At 50.2% G+C, this 17,321-nt stretch carries 20 protein-coding genes; 15 read left to right on the forward strand and 5 right to left on the reverse strand.

The window, feature by feature from the left end; translation table 11 throughout:
• Positions 1–167: 167 nt before the first annotated feature.
• The 8 genes from EXY25_RS12500 to EXY25_RS12530 all read left to right on the forward strand — a co-directional run bounded on the left by EXY25_RS12500 (position 168) and on the right by EXY25_RS12530 (position 4,950).
• Complete coding sequence (locus tag EXY25_RS12500) at positions 168–1,379, forward strand: serine hydrolase domain-containing protein (RefSeq protein ID WP_130567032.1); 1,212 nt, start codon at positions 168–170, stop codon at positions 1,377–1,379.
• Between the two features lie 58 nt (positions 1,380–1,437).
• Entirely contained in the window at positions 1,438–2,454 is a 1,017-nt protein-coding gene (locus EXY25_RS12505) for a synaptic vesicle VAT-1 family membrane protein (protein ID WP_130567033.1), read from the forward strand.
• Positions 2,455–2,668: 214 nt separating this feature from the next.
• Complete coding sequence (locus EXY25_RS12510) at positions 2,669–2,902, forward strand: hypothetical protein (RefSeq protein WP_130567034.1); 234 nt, start codon at positions 2,669–2,671, stop codon at positions 2,900–2,902.
• Positions 2,903–3,283: 381 nt separating this feature from the next.
• The gene (locus tag EXY25_RS12515) at positions 3,284–3,619 is read left to right on the forward strand and encodes a hypothetical protein (RefSeq protein ID WP_130567035.1); all 336 of its coding nucleotides are present in this window, start codon (positions 3,284–3,286) and stop codon (positions 3,617–3,619) included.
• 48 nt (positions 3,620–3,667) lie between these two features.
• Entirely contained in the window at positions 3,668–3,844 is a 177-nt protein-coding gene (locus tag EXY25_RS18780; protein ID WP_165419357.1) for a hypothetical protein, read from the forward strand.
• A gap of 160 nt (positions 3,845–4,004) precedes the next feature.
• Positions 4,005–4,151, forward strand: a complete 147-nt coding sequence (locus EXY25_RS19010) for a transposase (protein WP_130567036.1) — start codon at positions 4,005–4,007, stop codon at positions 4,149–4,151.
• Entirely contained in the window at positions 4,108–4,323 is a 216-nt protein-coding gene (locus EXY25_RS12525) for a hypothetical protein (RefSeq protein WP_130567037.1), read from the forward strand. The genes EXY25_RS19010 and EXY25_RS12525 overlap by 44 nt, the downstream gene beginning before the upstream one ends.
• 417 nt (positions 4,324–4,740) lie before the next feature.
• Positions 4,741–4,950: a hypothetical protein gene (locus tag EXY25_RS12530; protein WP_130567038.1), complete on the forward strand. Its 210-nt coding sequence runs from the start codon at positions 4,741–4,743 to the stop codon at positions 4,948–4,950.
• 146 nt (positions 4,951–5,096) lie between these two features.
• On the opposite strand, the gene EXY25_RS12535 is transcribed toward EXY25_RS12530, so the two are convergent.
• The 3 genes from EXY25_RS12535 to EXY25_RS12545 all read right to left on the reverse strand — a co-directional run bounded on the left by EXY25_RS12535 (position 5,097) and on the right by EXY25_RS12545 (position 6,118).
• Positions 5,097–5,312, reverse strand: coding sequence for a hypothetical protein (locus tag EXY25_RS12535; RefSeq protein ID WP_130567039.1), 216 nt, complete (start codon positions 5,310–5,312; stop codon positions 5,097–5,099).
• A gap of 44 nt (positions 5,313–5,356) precedes the next feature.
• Entirely contained in the window at positions 5,357–5,680 is a 324-nt protein-coding gene (locus tag EXY25_RS12540) for a low molecular weight protein tyrosine phosphatase family protein (RefSeq protein WP_130567040.1), read from the reverse strand.
• Between the two features lie 138 nt (positions 5,681–5,818).
• Positions 5,819–6,118, reverse strand: a complete 300-nt coding sequence (locus tag EXY25_RS12545; RefSeq protein ID WP_130567041.1) for a hypothetical protein — start codon at positions 6,116–6,118, stop codon at positions 5,819–5,821.
• Between the two features lie 108 nt (positions 6,119–6,226).
• On the opposite strand from EXY25_RS12545, the gene EXY25_RS12550 reads away from it, so the two are divergent.
• Positions 6,227–6,496 carry a hypothetical protein gene (locus EXY25_RS12550; protein ID WP_130567042.1) on the forward strand — a complete coding sequence of 90 codons (270 nt, stop codon included), beginning with the start codon at positions 6,227–6,229 and terminating at the stop codon, positions 6,494–6,496.
• 212 nt (positions 6,497–6,708) lie between these two features.
• Here EXY25_RS12550 and EXY25_RS12555 read toward each other — a convergent pair whose 3' ends face one another.
• Both EXY25_RS12555 and EXY25_RS12560 read right to left on the reverse strand, forming a co-directional pair.
• Positions 6,709–7,407 (reverse strand): TSCPD domain-containing protein, encoded by a 699-nt coding sequence (locus EXY25_RS12555; RefSeq protein WP_130567043.1) that lies wholly within the window; start codon positions 7,405–7,407, stop codon positions 6,709–6,711.
• Positions 7,408–7,435: 28 nt separating this feature from the next.
• Positions 7,436–9,601, reverse strand: coding sequence for an adenosylcobalamin-dependent ribonucleoside-diphosphate reductase (locus tag EXY25_RS12560; protein WP_114338275.1), 2,166 nt, complete (start codon positions 9,599–9,601; stop codon positions 7,436–7,438).
• Between the two features lie 449 nt (positions 9,602–10,050).
• On the opposite strand from EXY25_RS12560, the gene EXY25_RS12565 reads away from it, so the two are divergent.
• Genes EXY25_RS12565 through menE form a run of 6 tightly spaced genes read left to right on the forward strand, consistent with a single transcriptional unit; the run spans position 10,051 to position 17,255 of the window.
• Complete coding sequence (locus EXY25_RS12565) at positions 10,051–11,379, forward strand: isochorismate synthase (RefSeq protein ID WP_130567044.1); 1,329 nt, start codon at positions 10,051–10,053, stop codon at positions 11,377–11,379.
• Positions 11,376–13,181: a 2-succinyl-5-enolpyruvyl-6-hydroxy-3-cyclohexene-1-carboxylic-acid synthase gene (menD, locus tag EXY25_RS12570; RefSeq protein WP_130567045.1), complete on the forward strand. Its 1,806-nt coding sequence runs from the start codon at positions 11,376–11,378 to the stop codon at positions 13,179–13,181. The genes EXY25_RS12565 and menD overlap by 4 nt, the downstream gene beginning before the upstream one ends.
• On the forward strand, positions 13,174–13,971 hold the full coding sequence (menH, locus tag EXY25_RS12575; protein ID WP_130567046.1) for a 2-succinyl-6-hydroxy-2,4-cyclohexadiene-1-carboxylate synthase: 798 nt from the start codon (positions 13,174–13,176) through the stop codon (positions 13,969–13,971). Before menD ends, menH begins: the two co-directional genes overlap by 8 nt.
• Positions 13,964–14,809 carry a 1,4-dihydroxy-2-naphthoyl-CoA synthase gene (gene menB / locus EXY25_RS12580; RefSeq protein WP_114338270.1) on the forward strand — a complete coding sequence of 282 codons (846 nt, stop codon included), beginning with the start codon at positions 13,964–13,966 and terminating at the stop codon, positions 14,807–14,809. Before menH ends, menB begins: the two co-directional genes overlap by 8 nt.
• Positions 14,810–14,817: 8 nt before the next feature.
• Complete coding sequence (gene menC, locus EXY25_RS12585; RefSeq protein WP_114338269.1) at positions 14,818–15,783, forward strand: o-succinylbenzoate synthase; 966 nt, start codon at positions 14,818–14,820, stop codon at positions 15,781–15,783.
• The gene (gene menE / locus EXY25_RS12590) at positions 15,783–17,255 is read left to right on the forward strand and encodes an o-succinylbenzoate--CoA ligase (RefSeq protein ID WP_130567047.1); all 1,473 of its coding nucleotides are present in this window, start codon (positions 15,783–15,785) and stop codon (positions 17,253–17,255) included. Before menC ends, menE begins: the two co-directional genes overlap by 1 nt.
• The last annotated feature ends 66 nt before the right edge of the window (positions 17,256–17,321 follow it).

Raw genomic sequence — 17,321 nt, forward strand, 5'->3', positions numbered from 1 at the left:
GGCACCTCTGCTAAGGCGTCACAGAGTAGATAGGTCTGCCCTTTTGTGCAATGTGAGAATCTAACGCACTATGCCTGCAACATAAGCAGTACTTCTACTGCAAATGTGGCATGGACATTTAATTATCACGCCGTATTATTTCATTTTTTCAGCCTCGGCCTTCGCTAATGAGATTTTCTCTTTTCACGTTTTTCTCGCTGCTCTTAACGCATGTACCTGCAGTCGCCGCTTCAACAGCTGCACCCGCTGACCAGCAGGCGCAATTTCTGAAAAGCTTTAACCAGCATGTAAGCGCATTACTAGCGGATAAAAGCATTCCCGGTGGCGCCTATGCCATTATCAAGGATGACCAGGTAGTTGAAGTGAAGACCTTTGGTCATCTGGATATGCAATCGGAACAGCCTGTGACTCCAGATACCGTGTTCCGCTTGGCCTCGGTTTCCAAACCCTTTGCCGCCACCATCACCACCATGCTGGCCCATGAGAAACAGTTAGATCTGGATGCGCCCATCACCCAATATGTGCCGGAGTTTCACCTTGCAACGCCAGGCGCGGCGAAAAAAATCAAAGTAAAGCATGTGCTGAGCCACACCACGGGCTTGGTACCCAATGCTTATGACAACCTGCTGCATGAAAAATGGAGCATGGAGAAAGTGATCCGCCGATTTGAACGGGTAGTACCGGTATGCCAGCCTGCACAGTGTTATGGCTATCAAAACATCGCCTACGGCTTCTTAGAGCCAGCTATCGAGCAGAGCCAACAACAAAGCTACGAAGCCCTGCTTGAGCAACGCTTGTTTACGCCGCTAGGTATGGCTAACGCATCGCTAGGACTCGAAAAATTCAGACAAGCTAAAAATAGCGCTAAGCCCCACGTGCTCATTAACAAGGTCAACACTGGCAAAAAAGATAGAAATGGCAAAGCCATTAAGTCATACGTGTGGCGTACCGTGAAGGTCACCCCGGACTACTACAAAGTAGCCACAGCCGCAGGTATTAACGCCAGCATTACCGATTTGAGCAAGTGGCTGATCGCCAATTTAGGCCACGCACCAAAGGTACTGACACCGGCCTTGATCGCAGAGCTGACAGAGCCTCGCATCCGCACCCGCAAAGACTTAAAACGAAAGCATTGGCGGGATTATTTAGAAGACGCACACTACGGTTACGGCTGGCGCATCTATCAATTCAAAGACTACCCAATTATTTACCACTCTGGCTGGGTACAGGGCTTCCGCGCCGATATCGGCTATTCGCCTACCCTAGGCGTGGGGTTCGCCGTACTGATCAACGCCGAATCAAATAGCATCAGCGAGATCTCCACGGAGTTTTGGTCACAAGCGTATAAACTGACGGACGAAAAGCCGGCAAAAAGTTAATGGCTGAAAGTTAACGGATAAAAGTTACCAAAGCATCGATTGGGAGTACGGATATATCATGATTCGATTTTGGCAAACCCCAAAAGCTGGGGCCATTAGCGATTTAAGGCTGCAGCAAGCCTCACTGCCCGCACTCGCCGCAGAAAAGATCCGGATCGATGTGAAAGCTGTTGGACTTAACTTTGCCGATATCTTTGCTTTAACAGGCTTGTATAGCGCCACCCCTAAAGGCGCATTTACGCCCGGGCTGGAATTCTCTGGTGTGATCTCTGCGCTGGGCAAGGGTCACAACTCTCCTTTCAAATTAGGTGATCGCATCATGGGTGTCACCCGCTTTGGCGGCTATTGCGACACCATAGATATTGAACCAGATTATCTGGTGCCACTGGCTGACAATTGGAGTCATGAACAAGGTGCCGCCTATCTGGTGCAAACCCTGACCGCTTGGTATGGCTTAACCGAACTTGGCAACCTTAAACCTGACCAAACGATATTAATTCATAGCGCGGCAGGTGGCGTCGGCCTGCAAGCAATGAAACTGGTGAAAGCCTTAGGCGGCAACCCCGTAGGCACGGTGAGTTCGCCAGACAAACAAGCCTTTCTAAATTCACAGGGCTTTGATGACGTTATCGTTCGTCAGGGTTCGTTCAGCAAACAACTGAAACAAGTCGGTCGCCGATATGATCTTGTATTAGACGCCATCGGTGGTGAGGTGCAAACCGCCAGCTTCGACCATTTGTCGCCCATGGGTCGGCTGGTAGTGTTTGGCGCGGCTGAATTTACTCCGGGAAAAAATCGACCTAATTACCTCAAAGCCGCCTGGCGATATTTGAAACGCCCCAAATACGACATCATGCCGATGATCAGCGACAACAAATCCGTGATGGCGTTTAACCTGATTTGGCTTTGGGAGCAGACTGCATTGCTTAAAGAACAGCTCGCCGCCATGCAACAAGTCAACATTGCCCCGCCCCACGTCGGCCACACATTTGAGTTTGAAAACGCACTCGATGCAATTGAATATCTGCGTAGCGGCAGAAACTTGGGGAAAGTGGTATTAACCGTGAACAAGTAAATCAAATGCCCGTCGCTTACGACCAAACCATTTATTAGAACTTCGTATTACGCCCTGCATAAACCCGCTGTATCGCCGAAACCAAAAACAACATATGTTTACCATTGTTGACATTTGATTCTTTTGTTGTAGTTTAGCTACTAATTGATACGGAAATGCTAATTCAAAAGCCACGCGGTTTTTGACCAAGGTAAACGCCAAAAAGGAAGAGTGTATGAACGAAGTGAAGGAAACCACTTTCTGCAGCAAGTGCAGTAAAGAGACTCAACATATTCTCGTTTTAGTCAGAAAGCCTACGGGCTTTGAAAACAGCAAACGAAGAAAACTAAAGGAATTTGTTTCCGGGATGTTTGCAGGCTTGGCGTTTGGTCCCTTTTTGGCATCAATGGATTCGTTATCCAGGCACTTGATCTGCGAAACATGCGGAACGAAGCAGATCGGAGAGTAAACCGGATAAGTGACTAAAGGGACAGCCACCTCTCATCAACTCAACCGGCACACCTAAAATCCAGTAGCGCACTCTGCAAGTAGAAAATTAGCGTCATTTAGGCGTCGTGTCGGTTGGATGTCCTTCGCCGTTGCTTTTATCTTGATCAATTCTTGTCAACATATGCGGACAACGTGGCAATCCAACCTTAAAAATTGCGTGTCGGCATCACTCGCAAAAATAACCTAACTTCAATGATGCAATGTGTTGGTTTGAACTGTCTGGGTAAAAAACTGTGAGTTTTGTTTAGGGATTATGGCAAATGAGCGGTTGTGATGTTGATAAAGTGAGTTAGCATTGAAGGTGACGTAAGGAGTCATCTGATACTAAAGGGAATTTATTATGAAGTTTTATCCATACAATCATGTTTCTACCGATAACTTTAAGTGGTTACTCCTGTTTGCTCGCGTGATCTGCGTGTTGGGTGTCACAGGGGTTCTCATCCAACTCTTCTTCTCCACCCATACAGCATTTTTCGCGCCGACAGATTACCTGGTTACCGGTGATGCTAATAACCTGAACATGCAGCCCAGAGGCCATGGTCATGGCTTGAAAGCTTATCTTCAGAATCTGGGGTTTATATTCTCCTGTATCTCGTTGATCTTCATCAGTGGTGTTATTGCGACGCTTGTTTCAATTGAGAGCAAGGTCTCAGGTTTCTCGCAAAAAAACATCTAACTATCAGATACATGTAATTTATAGGTTGGGCTATTAGAGAGGGCCTCTATGAAGTCTAAAACTATTCTGTCGACATTCGTATTGGTGGTTTTCCTGTTTGGTCTGGCTGGCGGCTTTTATTCCGGGGTCGTTGGTGGAGCGGCTAGCACAAGTGGTCTGATCTGCTCCGGTAAAAGTGGACACGTCGCTAAGCAGCATTTTTCAGTTCATAGTTTTCCGGGCTGATATTGACTGAAGGGACAGCCACCTCTCATCAACTCAACCGACACACCTAAAATCCAGTAGCTCACGCTAAAAGCAGAAAATTGGCGTCATTTGGGCGTCGTTTCGTGTGGGTGTCCTTCGCAGGTGTTATCTCCGCCGTTTTGAGCGCCCACGCTCCTTAATGAATTTTGTCGAACTGACGCCCTCTGAGCACTCCAGTGGACAGCGGCAAAAACAGGGAGGGATCACTATGTGTGGTAACACCCACGCACGGCGAATATTGATTGAAGCGGTGGGCGTATCGTTTCAGTCCCAAAGTCTCCTCTGAGCTGTATAAAAGTCAACAAGACCACTCCTCCCAGCTGCAAGCACGCTCTTGGGAAGTACAAAAGCGCTTATGTGGCCGGTTCCGACAACTTCGCACCAGAGGAAAAGAGTACAACAAGGTGGTCACTGCGGTGGCCAGAGAGTTAATTGGTTATGCCTGGGATATCGCGTAGCGGTGAGAGCAACCCTCGAGGGCGTTACGCGATTTAAATTCGCGTTCCTAGACTGAGGAAAGGCTCCAATGGCGCAAACAAGTTATGCGGATAACCAAACCCGCGAATATCAGCAAGGTTAACCGCCGACACTTACTTGCCAACGGTGACTCATCTGGGCTCTTTATGCCGGCACGTTTCGGTAGGGATAACCACGTGCCTATTAACAGAGGGGGATCATATCAACCCCCCAAAAGGGGCTAAAGATTGTTTAGCTAAAATGTATAGTGAAGCGAAACCGAACAAACTGTTTTTAGTCCCGCTTAATTGGCTTGCCATGTAACATTCAATCACTTACTTTTATTAAGCTTATCATGTAGATATGGTATAATTAACGTAGAAATAACGCCATTAAATAACGTATCGGAAATATGGAACATGAAGAAAACAATTAATATAAACATCAAGAGTTTTTCTATCAAAGCCAAACTAAAGATTTCAACTAAGCGACTGAAAAATAAGGACAAAATAAACAAAGGAGTGATTAGAAGTGGTATCGTTAGAGCCGCTTTCAAACAGGTTTTACAAGCAACAAAAAACGCTCTAACGATACCACACCCTTCAATAAAATTCAATTATCCTATTTAAATACAATAACTTATTTGTTTATCCGATATAACAATTTTCACCTAGTCACCTAACGGCTCACAGCAGCCGCGCCGCAGTTTGGCGTCGAATGGCTGTGCTTGTCACGTGTAGATTCGATTGCATACATCTCAAATAAGGAGCCTAAGTTAAGGCTCTTTTTTACTTAAAGGGGTTGGAATATACAAATGATCGAACACGCCGGTTTTATCCAGACAAAACGTATTTTTTGTATTCGTAACCAATAGTTTTCGGTTACTCATAAGAAGATATTCTTTTTCAAGGACATATTCTCTAATGGGTAATTCGACAGGTGGATTGTAATCTATTGGACCAAAACAGTTTGCTTCAACTATTACCGCCATAACTCCTCCTTTTTACACATAACGCCCAATTATATGCCGAGCCACTAAAGTTGGACGTACTTGGGTACACGAGCTTTAAGCAGCTTTACTAACTCTGGCTGCATGCAGTCATAGATATCAGGGATATCTAAGCATACTAAGCGCTTATCCTTCAGCAGATCTTTGTACTTCTTTGATACTTTATTTTTGTGGGTTTTCTCCATCACCAGGATGACATCAGCCCACTCAACCAAGTCACCTGACAATGGTGTTTCAGCGTCTGAGTTGGTGCCACAACCAATAGCTTGAACGCCTTCATAAGCTGAAAACACTTCCTCACCGGTTGGGCTGCGCAACCTATTCTCACTGCAAACGAAAAGTAGATTCATAATTCCTTAGGTATACAACGCCTTTATAACCGGCAGGCAAAGTGATGAAGATTTTGTGCAACAATTTGCGGAGCAAATGCACAAAAGAAGCAGCGCTTTGACTGTCCAGCCACGTAGTGGCTATGGTTGATAAGCTTGTTATGCATTTTGCTCTAGTGTTTGGCCGCAAGCAGCACAATACTTGGCTTTAGGCGTGCGAAACAACTTATTGCACTGTTTACATTTTGGTCCATAGTCACTACGCCTAAGATAAAACAAAACGTCGTAGCCCAAACCTTTATAGCCAGTTAATTCTTCAAATTTGGCAACAGCCTCCGGACTGCAATTAGCCCGTGCCGTCGGAATATCGCAACCATGCTCTGCGCGGTAGGCCTTAATTTTTTTAATCGTATCAGTAAGCAGTGGACTCAATTCATCCCACTCAGCTTCATCTAGCATTGGTAGCTCTTTGTCTACTCTCCAACAATATTCGATATTCATAAATTAGGATGCATAACAGTGTATTAGTACGACCTTGCAAGGTTAGCCTACCCAACAAGGTAGGAGGTGCGTAGGTATCGTCGAACTAACAAACATCAGCAAAACATCGAACAATCATACAGCAAGCTAGCCAAACAAGAATCAGAACCAAATCAAGATTATGAGAAGCCTAAACAGCTACCCAAATTACGTCGAATTATAGAGATTACCGACTTTGATGCTGGTGAAGCTATTGTTCACAGAATTGAGCTGTTTAAGGCAGCCCGCATTGATTGCTATGACGTAGTCATTGATGGGAAGTTGTGGCAGAGGCGAATAACCGAAGTTGGCACCTAGCAGCCACACTCCTGCAATAAAAAACCGAAGCTCTAGGCTTCGGTTTTTAGAGTTCAGCTAATTAACCCATCCATGGGGCTAAATCCTGTCGGCATCCATGGTGACTACGGACTCCTGTCCTACGCCCTTCGGGCCAGCCTAAAGGCTGTTCTAGTTTTTTCCTGAAAAACTAGTCACTTCGCCGTGCTGCGAAGCTACGCTTCGGTCACGGCTCACCCACACTTTGAGTCACCGCAGTTCAAGCAGGTCATGCAGCCGTCCATTTTGATAACGGACTTCTGATGACACTTGCCGCATTGCACAGCTTCCGGTGGGAACGAGGTCGCACCTTCAGTTTCTGAGGCTTTGCCAGCGGTTTCATGGGCTTTGCGTTTCTCTTCAATCAACGCTTTTTGGCGGGCATCCATTTCGCCACCACCGATCAGGCCGATGCGCTTCATGTGGCGCTCCACCACCTGACCGATCTCAGCCACCATGGATGGCATATAAACACCGGTACCCGGCTGGAAGTAACCACCTTTCGGGTCAAATACCGCTTTAAGCTCTTCCACCAGGAAGGTCGCGTCGCCACCTTTACGGAATACGGCAGACATCACTCGTGTCAGTGCAACCACCCAAGAGTAATCTTCCATGTTCTTCGAGTTGATAAAGATCTCGAACGGACGCTGGTGCTCGTGATCCGTACCCTCGTTGAGCAGGATGTCATTGATAGTGATATAGAACGCGTGCTCAGATACTGGCGGCTTGATCTTATAAGTACTGCCGATCAGCATCTCTGGGCGATCAATCTTTTCGTGCAAAGTCACCACGTTATCCGCGATTTCCTGTTCGGCGGCAGCTTGCGCATCTAGCTTGTCTTGCTCGCTACACACCTTGTAACCAACGATTTTTTTGTCGATTTTAATAGTCATCTCTAATCTCCAGTGTAGTCGACGTCGCTTAGAACTTGCCGTAGTAGCCTTCTTTTAAGGCATCAAACAAGTTAGCTGCGGTGTGTACTTCACCGTCATATTCAATCTCTTCATTACCCTTGAGCTTAACGGTGGTGCCGTCATCAAGGGAGAACTCATATTCGGTATTTTCCAGATCTGACTCTTTCACCAATACGCCCTGGAACGCTTCCGGGTTAAAGCGGAAGGTGGTGCAACCTTTTAGACCTTTCTCGTGAGCATACAGATACAAGCCTTTGAAATCTTCATAAGCGATATCGGTAGGTACATTCACGGTCTTGGAGATTGAGCTGTCTACCCACTTCTGTGCCGCGGCTTGGATATCCACATGCTGTGATGGCGAGACATGATCCGTTGTCACAAAGTAATCCGGTAAAGAGCCGCCTTCTGGCTCAGCATCGGCATCGATCCACTCGCGGTAGGCCAACAGCTCGTAGCTATAAACCGCCACAGGCTCTTTGGTCTTCTTACCTTCACGGATCACGTTACGAATGTACTTGTGACTGAATGATGGCTCGATACCGTTCGAAACGTTATTGGCAATCGACAACGAGATAGTCCCGGTCGGTGCGATAGAACTATGGTGAGTAAAGCGTGCGCCCTTCTCAATCAACTGTTCGACGAGCTCAGGGTCAACTTCAGCGATCTGTTGCATGTAACGGCTATAGCGACCATGCAGTACCTTACCTGCCAGTTCGTCGCCTACTTTGATGCCGTCTTTGCGCATCTCAGGGCGATTCACCAACATATCTTCTGTCACAGTGAAGGTTTGCTCCATGATCGGTGCAGCACCTTTCTCTTCGGTCAAACGCAGTGCTTCACGCCAGCCTTCCACCGCCATTTCACGCGCCACTTCTTCGGTAAAATCAACCGACGCAGCATCACCATACTTCATGCCCAGCATGGTCAGGGTTGAGCCTAAACCAAGGAAGCCCATACCGTGACGACGCTTGTTCATGATCTCGTCACGCTGCTTGCCCAATGGCAGGCCGTTGATCTCAACCACGTTGTCTAACATGCGAGTGAAGATAGCCACGGTTTCGCGATACTTCTCGAAATCGAAAGAGGCTTGCTCAGTAAATGGATTAACCACAAATTTGGTCAGATTGATCGAGCCTAACAAGCACGCGCCATACGGAGGCAGCGGCTGTTCACCACACGGGTTAGTGGCACGAATAGTTTCACAGAACCAGTTGTTGTTCATCTCGTTAACTTTGTCAATCAGGATAAATCCTGGCTCGGCATAGTCATAAGTTGAACTCATGATCACGTCCCATAAACGCTGGGCACGCACAGTGTTAAACACACGGCAGCAGACATCACCGCGATCATTCAGCACGTACTCTTGCTCACGGGCATAGTTGATATCAAATGGGCATGGACGCCAAACCACCTGCTCTTTGTTGTTCACATCCAACGAATCGGTATCGATCTCGGATTGCGTCAACGGGAACGACAATGGCCAGTCGGCATCGGCTCTCACCGCTTCAATAAAGTCAGCGGTGATCAGCAAAGAGAGGTTGAACTGACGGAGGCGACCATCTTCACGCTTGGCACGCACAAAATCCATCACATCTGGATGAGATACGTCAAACGTACCCATCTGCGCACCACGACGGCCACCGGCTGAACTCACGGTGAAACACATCTTGTCGAAGATATCCATGAAGCTCAGAGGTCCTGACGTATAAGCACCTGCGCCAGAAACATACGCACCCTTCGGGCGCAAAGTAGAAAACTCATAACCGATACCGCAACCCGCTTTCAGGGTCAGGCCAGCTTCGTGCACCTTATTAAGGATGCCATCCATCGAATCTTTAACGATACCGGATACGGTACAGTTGATGGTAGAAGTGGCTGGCTTATAAGCCTCAGCACCGGCATTAGAGGTAATACGGCCAGCAGGGATAGCGCCGTTGCGCAATGCCCACAAAAACTTCTCATACCACTCGTTCTGCAACTCGGGCGTCAATTCAACCGATGAGGTGGCTTTCGCAACACGGCGAAAGGTGTCATCGAGATCTTTGTCCAGCGCAACACCCTGCTTATCTTTCAGGCGATATTTCTTATCCCAGATGTCGTAAGAAGCAGGTTGAAGTTCGAGTTGGACTTCCGCGTTTTCTTGTTGTTTTGCGGTAGCAGTGGCGCGGGCCATACCGGGGTCTCCCTATTCGGATTACTTATTCACAGGCTATACACATGATGTCCACTACAAACACAACATCTAGTGCCATCAACAATGGCGAAAGTATATATCTAGTGTTTATGAAATACATTATTGACAAGCGCGCCTTGTGGGCAATTTTAAGGGCGAAATCGAAGCAAGCCTTTTACGGCGCGGGGTTGGCGAAAAAATTAAATTTTAGGATTTGTGATATTAACCACGAAACCCACAATGATGTGAATAATCTTAGAAAAAACACTATATGTAGTAGGTGATAGCGTTACCAAGTACCAACAAGAAAGAAAACATTAATAAAATCAATATGCCAATTTTACCAGCATGATATTGCCATGAATCAACAGTTTTTCACGCTGGGCTTGCAGGCCTATGAATTTGCTTCAAAATGTTCTTCAGAGTAAAAACTATGGACTCCGCCAACCATGGCAGTGCGGCAACTTCCGATCCCAGCGAAATCTGATCCGTCGATACCTTTACTGACGCAGTTATCCAACTTGGGTCCGTTTCGTGGGCCGCTGCAACTGGTTCAGACACTAGACAGAGTCAGTGGTATTCCGTGGCTGCAAGCACAAAGCCAATATCCCAAAGCCTATTGGCAAAGCCGTGAGTCAGATAAAGAGCTAGCAGCCACCGGCTGTGTGCGTAAATTTGCCACGGCCAATGAGGCGAGTCACTGCTTAAGTGAATCAGCCGCTTTACCGCTAGTGATCATGGGCGCCCTGCCCTTTGATGACACCAACACTCCCGGCACCGAGCAGCCACTGTTTTTTCTGCCACGACTATTATGGCAACGGCAAGATGACAACATCACCCTGACCCTTAACTTATGGGTTGATGAAGCACACAGCTTCACAGACGAAATGGCTGCCGCCAAGGATGCACTGCACACACTTCGCCAACCGGCTCATACCCCATGTCCGCCGTTACCCGACGTATTGGCGGTGTGTAACTCACCGGAGCAGGCCAGTTGGGCGAAGCTGGTAAGTCAGGCATTAGCGGAACAGCCCATTCTATCGAAAGTGGTGTTAGCCCGGCGTCAGTTACTGACGACGGGACAACCCTGTGATCCCTGGTTGCTGCTACAACGTTGGCACCAAGCAAATCAGCACAGCACCCCTTTTGCCTTGCAACTTGATAACCAGAGCAGTTTTATCGGCTGCACTCCCGAGCGCCTGTTCAAGCGCGATGGTCGTCAACTATTGAGCGAAGCGGTCGCAGGAACCGATGTGCGACCGAAAGACCCGTTACATGCCCGTCTGATCGCGATGGCACTGCTCGGTGACGGCAAAAACCGGCGTGAGAATCGTATCGTGCTGGATGATATTTTATCGCGCCTCGGTCCGATCTGTGATGCCCTAAGCTACGATGATCGGGCGCAAGTACTTAAGTTGAACCGCTTGCAGCACCTCAAGCGCGCCATCCATGGCCGTTTACGCAAAGAGATCTGCGATGCCGATCTGCTGGCGCGACTGCATCCCACACCCGCCGTTGGTGGCACCCCCAGAGCCGATGCGCTGCGCTTTATTGCTGCCCATGAACCCTTCCAACGTGGCTGGTATGCTGGCGCGATTGGTTATCTAAGCCATGCTAACAGTGAGTTTAGTGTCGCCATCCGCAGTGCTCATATTGAAGGCTGCCAGTTGGCACTTTACTCTGGCGCAGGGATTGTTGATGGCTCCGATGCCCATAAAGAGTGGCAAGAGCTAGACAACAAAGTCGCCACGGTACGCAGCCTGATGGGACAAAAATGAGCCAACAAACGGCAAGCCAGACAACGGCCTGGCGCAACCAGCGCTGGAGTCTCTGGTTGGTTGAATCGCTGTACCAAGCGGGTGTCCAGCACGTTGTGATCGCACCGGGCTCTCGCTCAGCGCCTTTGGCCCTAGCCTTTGCGCAACACCCTGATATTCAGCGCCATACCCACTTTGATGAACGCGGCGCAGGCTTTTTGGCGTTGGGGTTGGCCAAAGCCAGCGGCCGCCCGGTGGCGATTGTTGTCACCTCAGGGTCTGCAGTTGCCAACCTACTACCCGCTGTCGTTGAAGCCTATCAAACGGGTATCCCGCTTTTGCTGCTCACCGCAGACCGACCAGCAGAGCTGATTGACTGCGGTGCCAACCAGGCGATCCAACAGCGCAATATCTTCGGTAGTTACGTGAGCGAAGCGATCCATCTACCACCGGCAGATGAGTTTGCCAGCTCAGCCGATAAGCTGGCTAGCTATGCCAGACAGCTGATACAGCGTATCCGTGATCATCAAGCCGCACCGATCCATATCAACTGTCCATTCCGCGAACCGCTCTACATAAGCCCTGAGCAACAAAATGAATATGCGGAAGCCGATAGCGAGGCGGCGACATTCTTTGCCGCAGGGCTCAGCAGCACTGCAACACCAGCGCCTGTTGCACTGCAACCTGACTGGCTGGCGCTAAGCCAACAAAGTGGGCTGATTATCGCGGGGGCTATGACTGCAGCGGAGGCCTGCGCGGTCAAGGCTCTGGCGAAGCAGTTGGGCTGGCCGCTATTGGCGGATCTGCAATCACAATCCCGTGATGACGCAGACAGCGCCTGCTACTTTGATCTCTGGCTCAGCAGCGCTGACGCGCAGCAGATAATGAGCCAGCCCGCCTTAATCTTGCAGTTTGGTGGCCGCTTAGTCTCGAAACGGTTAATGCAGGCATTGGCAACCACAGCGTTGCCAAACTATTGGTTGGTGTCGCCATCAACAACTTCATTAGATCCACTGAATAAAGCCAGTCGTCAGATCCGGTCGGCCATCGTGCCTTGGTGCCAAGCGCACTCAGCAGCGTTACCTGCGGCCTTAGTAAACGAAGCTTCGCATGCCATGGAACTCGTGCAGCAGATCAATCACAAAGAGCAACGAGCGCAACAGCAGATCCAACGGTTACTGGATGATAGTTGTCCGTCAGCCATCAGCCCGGTCACCGAGATCAGTGTGACCAAATGGCTTGCCGAGACAATGACCCAAGCCCATAGCCTGATGACAGGCAACAGCTTGCCCGTACGTTTGCTAGAGCTGTTTAGCGGCCACCTGCAAGCACCGCTCTACAGTAACCGAGGCGCCAGTGGCATCGACGGCTTGCTTGCCACCGCCGTCGGCATCGCCAAGGCCACACGCCACCGGCCACTCGCCTTGTTAATAGGCGATATGTCACTGCTCCATGATCTGAATTCATTAGCCTTGTTGAGCAAGCACCAGGGCCCACTGGCGGTGGTGGTACTGAACAATGATGGCGGCAATATATTCCAGATCCTGCCGGTGCCTGAGCATGCCATGAAGCCACTGTTTCAACAGCCCACCCAATGGCAACTGGCAGATGTGTGTAAGGGCTTTGCCCTCGACTATCAGCAGCCGAGCAACACACAAGCATTTAGCCAGCAGCTCACCCATGCCCTATCCACCGATCACCCTGTGGTCATCGAAGTGATGGTTGAACCCGGTCAAAGTGTGGCGCAACTAAAGCAGCTATTTGCAGCGTTTAACGATCACGACCTGCAGCAGGGTGCTCACCGAGAAACCAGCGATGACTGATCAGTCAGCAGCGCCAGCTTTAGTGTTCCTGCACGGCTTTCTTGGCTCAGGCAACGACTGGCAAACGGTGATCGCTCAGCTCGGCGCAGACGCGCAGGACACAGCAAACTGGCAAATTCATACGCCCGATCTGCCCGGCCACGGTTTACCCGCTGCTAATATGCCAGAACAGGTCGATTTTGACGCCATAGACCGATGGCTATGCCGCTATTTGGCGGAGCATCAGATCCAGCGCTATCTACTTGTTGGTTACTCTTTGGGTGGCCGTATCGCCATGTATCACGGGTCAAAACAGCCCACAGGTTTGCAAGGGCTCATCGTGGAGTCTTGTCATCCAGGGCTCGCGGAAGTACCCGCGCAACAGCAACGGATAGAGGCAGATCAACGCTGGAGTCAACGCTTTGCCAGACAACCTATCCATACGGTGTTGAAACAGTGGTATCAACAAAGCGTGTTCGCCGACCTCAGCCCAGAACAACGACAGCAGCTGGTAGCCCTGCGCAGTCATGCCTGGGGCAATAGCCTAGCCACCATGCTAAGTGGCCTTAGCTTGGGTAAACAACCCGATCTGCGTCCCTGGCTAAGCGACTCGGTACTGCCCATCTTTTATATTTATGGCCGTCAGGACAGGAAATTTGCTGATATCGGCAACCAGATCGCACAACTTAATGCGGCTATCAGGGTTCACCCTATCGATGACGTAGGCCACAATACCCATCACGCAGATCCACTACAATTTACTCAGATCCTTCAACAAGCAATTCAGGTAATCGGCAAACAACATGACTGAACAGGAACTTTACGCACCAATTCAATGGCAGGACGCTGGCCAAGCATTTGAAGATATCCGTTATCACAAGGCCGAAGGGATCGCTAAGATCACCATCAACCGGCCTGAAGTCAGAAATGCTTTTCGTCCGCAAACAGTGATGGAGATGATCAAGGCATTGGATGATGCCCGTTTCGACTCGCAGATCGGTAGCATTATTTTAACGGGTGAAGGGGATCTCGCCTTTTGCTCTGGCGGCGACCAGCGGGTACGCGGCGACTATGGTGGCTATAAAGATGATAAGGGTGTCCATCATCTTAATGTGCTGGATTTTCAACGCCAGATCCGCACCTGCCCGAAGCCCATTGTGGCGATGGTGGCAGGCTATGCCATCGGTGGCGGTCATGTCTTGCACCTGATGTGTGATCTGACGATTGCCGCAGACAATGCTCGCTTCGGACAAACAGGTCCTAAAGTGGGCTCCTTCGATGGCGGTTTTGGTGCCAGCTACATGGCACGTATTGTCGGCCAGAAGAAGGCTCGTGAAATCTGGTTCCTGTGCCGTCAATATGATGCCAAGCAGGCATTGGATATGGGGCTGGTTAACACCGTGGTACCTTTGGCTGAGCTAGAGCAAGAAACGGTACGCTGGTGCCGCGAGATGCTGCAGAACTCGCCGATGGCCCTACGCTGCCTGAAAGCCGCTTTGAACGCCGACTGCGATGGTCAATCCGGCCTGCAGGAGCTGGCGGGTAACGCCACCATGTTGTTCTATATGACCGAAGAGGGGCAGGAAGGGCGTAACGCCTTTAACGAAAAGCGTGCTCCGGACTTCGATAAGTTCACCCGCAACCCCTGAGGCTGTTTATGAACAGGATCGCCGCTGCCAACCTTTATCGTTACGACTTGCCTCTGACCGAGCCACTCTCTTGGGCTGAGCAAAGGCAGCAACGCAGCGGCGCCATCGTTGAACTCACCTTCGCTGATGGCCAGCGTGGCTGGGGTGAAATCGCCCCGCTACCAGGCTTTAGCCAGGAGTCATTAGCGCAAGCAATCGACAGTGCACGTTATCACCTACGCCGCCTTATCGAGGGAGAGTCGTTGATCGCCCCTGAGCCCTCTGTGGCTTTTGCCATCGATTGCGCTCAACAGCAGATCAACTTCGCCACCGCCCCCACGCAAAGAGCCATGCTGCTGCAAGGCCAGCCAGCAGATATATTGGAACAGGTCGAAGGCTTCCCGAACCTGCCCCGTTGCGTCAAACTCAAAGTCGCACGGGCACCACTGCAACAAGAACAGAAACTGATGCAAGCACTGCTCGACCAGATGCCGGTGACCGAGTTCCGCTTGGATGCCAATCGCCAATGGTCATTTGAACAAGCACTCAGCTTCTGCCGCGCAGTGGATATGTCACAAGTCAGTTTCATCGAAGAGCCTTGTGACACCCTTGCTGCCAGTGTTTGCCTGGGTGCCAGCGGTTATCCCATAGCGCTGGATGAGCACCTGCAAGACCCTCTGTTTATGCCTACTGCATTTGAAGGCTTAAGCGCGCTGGTAATTAAGCCCTCTCTCGTCGGGGGGCTCGCCCGTTGTCAGGAGCTGGTGAACTGGGCCAAACAAAACAAGATCAAGGTGATTGTCAGCGCCAGTTACGAAAGCTCTCTGGGCACCAGTCAGCTAGCAACACTGGCCGAGCAATGGAGTCCTCAGCAGCTCCCCGGTTTAGACACCCTGCACTATCTGCAACCCCATACCTTGCCGTCCATACCGTCAGCAGACACTGACGCCGCAGCAATATCGCCAGCGCACTGGCACCTTATCTGGCAAAGTTGATGTCCCAGCTAACCTGCCCGCTGCGCAATATTGCAATACAAGATCCAAAAGCGATCGCTTGCCTATCGGACGTTCATGGCGAGATCAGTTATCTCCAGCTGGATCAGGCTGTCGCAGATTACGCCAACGAACTGCAGCAATATGGTTTCAACCGCGGCCAACGCTTGGCTTGGCAAGGGCAAAACTCACTGGCGTTGATCATCGCTATTTTGGCTTGTTTACGGCAGGGGCTAATCATCGCCCCGCTCAATCACCGTTTACCCCTATCCCGGCAACAGCACCTGCTCCGCAGTATTGCGGCCAACGGCATCATTTGTGCCAATGGTGCCGATGATGCCGCTGGTACAAATAGTACAGATGATTCTGCGCCACACGCGCAACCCGATAGCATCGCGATCATTCCGCCGCCGAAGCTGGCAAACAACATCAGCGACACCACGCCTGCTCAACCGCAACGCGAGCTTGAATTAGCAGCAGATGCGCCGATGGATCTGATATTCACTTCAGGTAGCAGCGGTACACCCAAAGCGGTAGCGCACAGCTTGGCAAATCATTTAGCCAGTGCAGCCGCAAGCCAGCAGTTAATCCCCCTCAAAAGATCGGATCGCTGGCTGCTCTCGCTGCCGTTAGCCCATATTGGCGGCATGGCGATCCTGTTTCGCTGCTTACATGCTGGAGCGACGATGGTGCTTGCCGAACAGAGCGACATACTAGACGCGATCAGCCGGCAACAGGTGACTCATCTGTCGCTGGTTAGCACCCAACTTTATCGGCTATTAGAACAAGCAGATAGCGATTCACTTACCCATTTGAAATATCTGCTGTTAGGCGGCAGCGCCATCGACCAGTCACTGCTGGATCGCGCTAAGCAACATCGACTCAACTGCTTCACCAGCTACGGCATGACGGAAATGAGTTCACAGATCTGCACCGGCCCCGCCGTGGGTGACAATATTGTCGGACAACCGCTCCCTGAGACTCAACTGCGACTCTCAGATAGCGGTGAGGTGGAAGTAAAAGGCAGCACCTTGGCGCTAGGTTATTGGCGCGCAGGAAAACTCTTCCCTCTGGGAAATGCCCAAGGCTGGTTTGCCACCGGCGATATCGCCAAACAAACAGCGCAAGGCATACGACTGATTGGCCGCAAAGATAACCGCTTCGTTTGTGGCGGAGAAAACATTGTGCCGGAACAGATCGAACAGCTATTACTGCAACACTCGGAAATCGAACAGGCGGTTATTGTCGCTGTGGCAGACGAAGAGTGGGGTCACTGCCCTATCGCCTATACCAATCCGCTGTCACCGCAACAGCAACAAGCGCTGACCAAGGAAATACGTCACAAGTTAGGTTCACTATGGTGCCCCCATGGCTGGCTGCCCCTGCCAGCGCAACCCATAGATACAAAACCTGATCGCCAATCGTTAAAACAGCAAGCGGCCACAATTTGCCTCAAGCGTTGTTCATCAAGATAGGATTTTGAACCACCGCGTTATCAGCAAAACAGCCACTTCGGCACAAGTAAATTTTTGAACTATTAT

This window comes from Corallincola spongiicola (assembly GCF_004284785.1).
Classification (GTDB): Bacteria; Pseudomonadota; Gammaproteobacteria; order Enterobacterales; family Neiellaceae; genus Corallincola; species Corallincola holothuriorum.